Genomic DNA, 5,387 nt, shown 5'->3' with positions numbered 1-5,387 from the left:
ACAAAGGGCGAAGACCGGAACTCTTTCGTATCCATCCACCGAAATAAATTTGCCGTTCAAAAACAAAGGATCTCAGATGGAGCTATGAAAAAAGCACATTAGGGGAGGCAGAAAACAAGGAAAAGGGCAGTACGGAAATAAAAGAAGAATAAAATCCAACATTATTCACATTGATATATAATAGCCAAGTATTTCGCCATATCAATATAAATCCAACTATAATCAAAATCAAACAGTTATCTAATTTATTGGTTATTAAACATATAATACGCCAAAACATTTATTTTGGAGAATATAATATTAATTAAACAAAAAAATGTAAGCATTCGATAAACTCCCCCTTTCATTCTAAAAATGTGATATTACTTTTGTAATCAAAGTAAAAAAGCTCAATTGTTATGTCACATCAATGGACCATGGAAGATTTTGAATCTATTTATTCCCGTTTCAAGTCGAGCGGACTGTCAGTTATGGATTTTTGTTCGAATGAATGTATTCGTCCCAAACGTTTCTACGAGTGGCGTTCCAAGCTGTTGCGCAAAGGCGGCTTTATCCCGGTAAAGGTAAACAGTAAGGGCCAGGTCAGTCTTCCCCATAAGGAGAAATCCCTGCTGTCTGCCCCTCCGGTCAGCCCGTCGCCAATTCCCCAGCCGCTATGTGAGATCTCCTATCCCAATGGCGTTACAGTCCGCTTGAACAGCCCTTTGTCACCGGAGGTATTGCAAACCCTGATATTTTTGAATTCAAACCGTTAGCCTATGTTTTCTTTGAATGAATCCAACAGATATTATCTTTACCCGTATCCGACAGACATGCGTAAGAGTTTTTATACGCTTAGCGGCATCGTGACCAACCAGATGGGAAAGAATGTACGGGACGGTGACGCTTTCATTTTTATCAATGCGAATTGTACCTGTATGAAAATCCTCCAATACCTGCACTATCATCCTCTATCAAACAGGGTTGAGATAACGCTTGGGATAACCAATCCTCCCAGTGGCAGGATTGTAAAAAGACTACTGGCCGATGCCGTAACCAAAGGAATGATAGAAGTACTCTAACAATAGTAGTGCCACTATTTTATAAGCAGCACTGCAATTGTTCCTTACCCCAGCAAATGCACCTCCTGTAACCTCACCAACCCCAAATACATCTTCAAGAACACCTCCTGATACACCTTCAGATCCGGGAAATAGACGAAAGACTTCCGGGCAAAAGAGAGGCACGTGAATGGCCGTTCATTCGGAACCTCCATTTCCGGATAGCGTTTCTTCGCCTGGTCAACCGCCATCTTGTTCAGTGAAGCCACGAAGTTAGCCTGGCGTATCGGATTCCATTTCGGGGTTTCAAGAATCACCATCCCATCTTTCCGCTCAGGAATAACCAAATATTCATCCTGCACGTTACGGACGTAATAGCACACAAAAGACAAGGCCTCATAGACATTATCCCCTACATGAATACCGATAACCCGTTCTTCAACCGGTGTACCGGCAAAGCATTCCGCAATCTGTTTCATGGCATACCCATGCAACAAGGCAGCATCAGAAGCCAACAGATAAGCCGGTGCGGTACGCTCTCCTCCCTTATCGATGGCAGCAAAGACAGAAGGACTCCAACAGAGATGGATGAGCTTTCCTTTTTCTTTCTCACGAAGGGAAGCGACACATAAACGGTTATCAAAGACCAAACGGGCTTCTTTCGTTTCCGGATGGAACTGGAACACGTTCCGTACCCTGTCCGGCTTATGGATATCCATCATCAGATAGCCCTGCCAACCGGACACGTGCTTTGTCTTCAAGACGGTTTCGCTTTCCTCCACATCGAAAAGATAAGACAAGAGCTTTTCTCGCTTACAACATACGAAGAGAGAAAGCTCGTCCTGTTCTTTCATCTGCTGCATATCCAAGGAAAGAACAAAAGCCAATTGCCAAGGAGTAAGCTCGGAAAAGCCATGTAATTCAATACAAGACAACGCATCCTTCTCCGGTGAGTAAACGACATATCCCCGGCCACCTATCTCATATCTCAACATGAAATCCCCCTGTTCAGTGGGATGATAATTCTGTAAAACGGTCTGATAATTCATAAAGCAAATATATTAAGTTAGTATTCATCATAATGAGAAATCGGGACCACTCTTGCGTTTCCGTTTCTTTTTGGACGGTATGAGATCATCCTCTTGCGACTTCTTCCCGCTGCCGGTAATGTCAAGTTCCGGAATGGCCATAACTCCCCCACCCTGCATATAGAAAGCCTCACGATCCACCCGCTCACGGAACTCCCCTACCCTATCGATATGTGGCGAGAGACCGACAGCCACACCATCGAAATGCTTCTGGATATTCTGATAAGTGAGCTTACGGGAAAGATCCGCACCTTTAAAGACATGAGCATTTTCCACGTTTTCCATATAAAAGGAAATCCCGTATGCGCCTTTGCTGTTTACATGTTCCGTCACACGGATCGATTCTTCCGCCAACCTTTTCTTAAAATCCTCATAGCCTAAAGAAGCGTTCAATGCCTTAAACACATGGTCATAGAGATAATGCTTCTGTTCATCGGCGCTCATGCCCCGGCCATCAAAACGAATATTACCAAAACGATATTTCTGAGGAAGTGAAACGTCCTTCAGGTAAAAGCCTGAATCCTTGATGCCATAGACATAATAGGATTTGTCCTTCTTGGTGACCAGACGCATATACAATCCTTCTTGTTCCAGGTTCCTTCGGAAATCGGATGTACTTTCGGAAAAAGAGTAGATGCGGTCAAGCTGTTGTAACAGTTCATCCTTGAACAAGGGGTTGAAAAAACCTCCTTTTTCCAGCAATGCGAAAAGGTTGTCATAGCTTTCATCCCCCAATAGGACACGCCATTCTTCATTGGCCAATTTTATTTCTTGCAAGGGTTTATTCAAAGACCGGTATGTATCGGATTGTTCCAGGACAGCCGATACCTTATCCTTGTAATTATAACTACGCATGGCTTTCTTCAAGGCCGCATCGAAATAATAGTTACGGTATTGCGCCTCTCCCAACGTGGTTCTCTTGCCTCCTTCCCTTTCCAAAGGCAACAGACCGTACTTCTGCTCCAGTTCCCTTGAGATCTTTTCGGAACGGCTGTAATTATTTCCGGAAGGAATGCTTTTGCCTTCTTCATCAATTGTGGTCAGCAGCACATGCACATGGCTGTGTGCCTTGTCGGTATTTAGGACAACGGCATAACAGGACTTTCCGTACCCCATCCTCTCGATATATTCCCCGGCAAGAGAAAGCCACTGTTCATCGGAAAGGCTTTCTCCCGGATAGAGGCTCAGAATAAATTCCGCATAAGGTAGTTTCACCCGGTCATTCAACTGGGAGATAAGTTTCATGTAGGCTGGCATGGCGGCCAGTTCGTCACCAGTGGAGGTGTAAAGCACTTTTCCGTTTCCTTCCTTGACCTTGGAAAGCTGGTATTCAATTTTCCGGCTCATGGACAGGTGGGATGAGAAAGAAGGTTGTATCTCGGCTATCATAACAATTTCCGGTTAATGGTTTCTACATCCGAAAGGTATTGGTTAATCCGATCCAATGAATACAATATATTTTCATCGGACGGAAGCGTATTGATATGTTTGGCAAGCTGGTTGATATTGGCTCCTATTTTACGAAGTTCATATATCATTTGCACATCGGTTTTCGATATGCTTCTGCCTTTCAAGGCAGACTCTCTGATAAAGGAAGAAAGGGATTTTCCCTCTTCCTTTGAACGTTGAAGAAGCTGTTCTTTCTCGGCTTCCGTCAAGCGGATCTTTATACTTATATCTCGATTCTCTTTCATATATACAGAGTATGTGAGTGTAACGAACATTGGTCGGCAGCTCGGCTGTCGCAAGGTTTTTTGTACCCACAAAAACATACCTTGCATTAGCAAAGATATACAATAATACTCAGCTGTGAAACAAAACCAGACAAAAGTCTTGATTTCTTAATCCAGATTAACCGCTCACTTTGTTACAAAGTAACTACGCACATTGTAACAGGCGAACGGAAAGCCATTAGTTACAAAATACATAATTACTAATTATATTATTACAAAGTATGAACATACATACTTAATTATAAGATTAAGTATGTACATATTTATATTTATATTTATATATGTAATTACTTATACAATTAAGTAAAAAAGTGTATAATAAATTAATTATAAAAGTATGCAATTATTTAATTTATTATTTATATATTTGCGCACATACTTAAAAACGTACATTATGGGACAAATATTACCAGGAGTAGTCGTAGCTTTTGAGAATCCCAAGGGCGGGGTAGGGAAGTCTACGCTGACAGCTTTGTTTGCAGGTTATATTCATTCGCAGTCAAACGAAGAGGGGGGCTTATCCATTGCCGTGGTGGATATCGACGACATGCAGAACACTATCGGAAAATTACGTGAGGACGAAGCCGAGGACGGAATCATGAAAAAGGAAGAAGAATATGAGGTTATCAATATCTCTTCCTCAGAGTTCATCAACCAACTGGATTTCCTTCAGGACAATTACGACATTATACTTGTCGATTTTCCGGGTAACCTGAAACAAAACGGTGTAGTTGAAACGCTGCACTTCGTTGACGTGATCATCATTCCCTTCGAACCGAACCAGACCGATTTAAGACCTACATTGACCTTTTACTATAACATCTATGAAGGGATTATCGAAAGCCGTCGAAAGATTGGTAAAAAGACTACCGTGCGTGGTGTTATGAACCGTGTTCTTCCGAATGTGCTGGAGTTCAAAGAAATTTTGAAAAATAAAAAAACCTTGCCTTTCGAGTTGATGCAAAACTACATCAAGGATTCAAGGGTTGACTATCAACGCAATTTAAGTACGCTGAGTAAAGCGTACCATCATCCCTGTGATGCTTTCTGTGAAGAGGTATTGGAATTAATCTGTAACCATATAGGAGAATAAAGCTATGGCAACCAACAAAGAAAGGACATCATCAGCCGCCATGAGAAAACTCTTGCTGCAAAGCGCCAGTAAGAAAGAGCAGGAAATCCAGCAGATCGGAAGTGTTGCGGAAAGCACTATCCCCCAACCTGCGATTGAGCACCCCATCCATGAAGAGGTGAAAGAATCGGCTCCAGTCAAAGAAACCGTCCAAGAACCTCAGCCGGAACAAATGGAAAAGCCGGAATCCAAACCTTCCGTGCAGTCTTCTCCAAAAACAGAAGAAAGCAAAGTCTGCGGAAAAAAATTCTCGGAATATCTGGAAGAGCGAAAATTAAAGAACACCGAAGTAATCCGGATATCCAGCGAAACCCACAGAAAGCTGAAGCAGATTGCTATGGCCACTGGATTAGGAATGCACAACATCGCAAACAACATTCTTGAAGACATATTG

Annotated in this window: 7 protein-coding genes; 4 read left to right on the top strand and 3 right to left on the bottom strand. The window is 42.4% G+C overall.

Annotation, left to right across the window (positions count from 1 at the left end; genetic code table 11):
- Nucleotides 1–398: 398 nt before the first annotated feature.
- On the top strand, nucleotides 399–755 hold the full coding sequence (gene tnpA, locus HMPREF9009_RS24595) for an IS66 family insertion sequence element accessory protein TnpA (RefSeq protein WP_004319780.1): 357 nt from the start codon (nucleotides 399–401) through the stop codon (nucleotides 753–755).
- A gap of 3 nt (nucleotides 756–758) precedes the next feature.
- Complete coding sequence (gene tnpB, locus HMPREF9009_RS26280; protein WP_083444256.1) at nucleotides 759–1,061, top strand: IS66 family insertion sequence element accessory protein TnpB; 303 nt, start codon at nucleotides 759–761, stop codon at nucleotides 1,059–1,061.
- Nucleotides 1,062–1,105: 44 nt separating this feature from the next.
- On the opposite strand, the gene HMPREF9009_RS24585 is transcribed toward tnpB, so the two are convergent.
- The 3 genes from HMPREF9009_RS24585 to HMPREF9009_RS24575 are packed head-to-tail and all read right to left on the bottom strand — an operon-like array spanning nucleotide 1,106 to nucleotide 3,852.
- Complete coding sequence (locus HMPREF9009_RS24585; RefSeq protein ID WP_005868869.1) at nucleotides 1,106–2,089, bottom strand: hypothetical protein; 984 nt, start codon at nucleotides 2,087–2,089, stop codon at nucleotides 1,106–1,108.
- Between the two features lie 27 nt (nucleotides 2,090–2,116).
- Nucleotides 2,117–3,517 carry a relaxase/mobilization nuclease domain-containing protein gene (locus tag HMPREF9009_RS24580; protein ID WP_005868870.1) on the bottom strand — a complete coding sequence of 467 codons (1,401 nt, stop codon included), beginning with the start codon at nucleotides 3,515–3,517 and terminating at the stop codon, nucleotides 2,117–2,119.
- Nucleotides 3,514–3,852 carry a plasmid mobilization protein gene (locus HMPREF9009_RS24575; protein ID WP_008770294.1) on the bottom strand — a complete coding sequence of 113 codons (339 nt, stop codon included), beginning with the start codon at nucleotides 3,850–3,852 and terminating at the stop codon, nucleotides 3,514–3,516. Before HMPREF9009_RS24575 ends, HMPREF9009_RS24580 begins: the two co-directional genes overlap by 4 nt.
- A gap of 403 nt (nucleotides 3,853–4,255) precedes the next feature.
- Between HMPREF9009_RS24575 and HMPREF9009_RS24570 the strand changes: the two genes are divergently transcribed.
- Entirely contained in the window at nucleotides 4,256–4,954 is a 699-nt protein-coding gene (locus tag HMPREF9009_RS24570; RefSeq protein ID WP_005868872.1) for a ParA family protein, read from the top strand.
- A 4-nt stretch (nucleotides 4,955–4,958) separates the two neighbouring features.
- The coding region (locus HMPREF9009_RS24565) for a DUF3408 domain-containing protein (RefSeq protein WP_049703629.1) at nucleotides 4,959–5,387 on the top strand (429 nt) is incomplete at its 3' end.

Source organism: Bacteroides sp. 3_1_13 (genome assembly GCF_001185845.1).
In the GTDB taxonomy this organism is placed as follows: Bacteria; Bacteroidota; Bacteroidia; order Bacteroidales; family Bacteroidaceae; genus Bacteroides; species Bacteroides xylanisolvens.
Note: the sequence above shows the minus strand (reverse complement) of the source record. Positions and strands in the feature narration are given on the sequence as shown.

Excerpts from the sequence above, each read along its gene's own strand:
- tnpA (WP_004319780.1), top strand. The coding sequence starts at position 399 with ATGTCACATCAATGGACCATGGAAGATTTTGAATCTATTTATTCCCGT.
- tnpB (WP_083444256.1), top strand. The coding sequence starts at position 759 with ATGTTTTCTTTGAATGAATCCAACAGATATTATCTTTACCCGTATCCG.
- HMPREF9009_RS24585 (WP_005868869.1), bottom strand. The coding sequence starts at position 2,089 with ATGAATTATCAGACCGTTTTACAGAATTATCATCCCACTGAACAGGGG.
- HMPREF9009_RS24580 (WP_005868870.1), bottom strand. The coding sequence starts at position 3,517 with ATGATAGCCGAGATACAACCTTCTTTCTCATCCCACCTGTCCATGAGC.
- HMPREF9009_RS24575 (WP_008770294.1), bottom strand. The coding sequence starts at position 3,852 with ATGTTCGTTACACTCACATACTCTGTATATATGAAAGAGAATCGAGAT.
- HMPREF9009_RS24570 (WP_005868872.1), top strand. The coding sequence starts at position 4,256 with ATGGGACAAATATTACCAGGAGTAGTCGTAGCTTTTGAGAATCCCAAG.